This window comes from Lacisediminihabitans profunda (assembly GCF_008040105.1).
GTDB classification, from domain to species: domain Bacteria; phylum Actinomycetota; class Actinomycetes; order Actinomycetales; family Microbacteriaceae; genus Lacisediminihabitans; species Lacisediminihabitans profunda.
In genome coordinates, this window is sequence record NZ_VRMG01000063.1 from 1 (window position 1) to 393 (window position 393).

General features: G+C 64.9%; 1 protein-coding gene. It reads right to left on the bottom strand.

What is annotated here, in order from left to right; translation table 11 throughout:
• The coding region (locus tag FVP33_RS19065; RefSeq protein ID WP_147785263.1) for a carbohydrate ABC transporter permease at positions 1–393 on the bottom strand (393 nt) is incomplete at both ends.

Consider the following 393-nt stretch of genomic DNA (forward strand, 5'->3'; position numbering starts at 1 on the left):
TTCCAGGCGGTGAGACACGTCACAACCGAGTCCGCCGCGACGATCGGTCTCGCCAGGGGAAGCGCAATGCTGAAGACTGTCCGGCACCAGCCCGCTCCATCGCTGCGAGCGGCCTCGATCAGGCCGTCGGGGAGCGTCGAGAAGAACTGTCGGAACAGCAGCACTCCCACCGAAGCCTGCCCGGCGATCGGCAGAACCAGTCCGAAGACGTTGCCGACGAGCCCCAGCTGCAGGGTCACGACGAAGGTCGGAATCAGCAGCAGGTTGGTCGGCAGCAGGACGGGGACCAGGAACAGCCCGAACACGATCTTCGAGCCGCGGAACTTGATCTTCGACAGCGCGAACCCCGCCGGCAGGCAGATGGCCAACTGAATGAGCAGAACGCTGCCAACG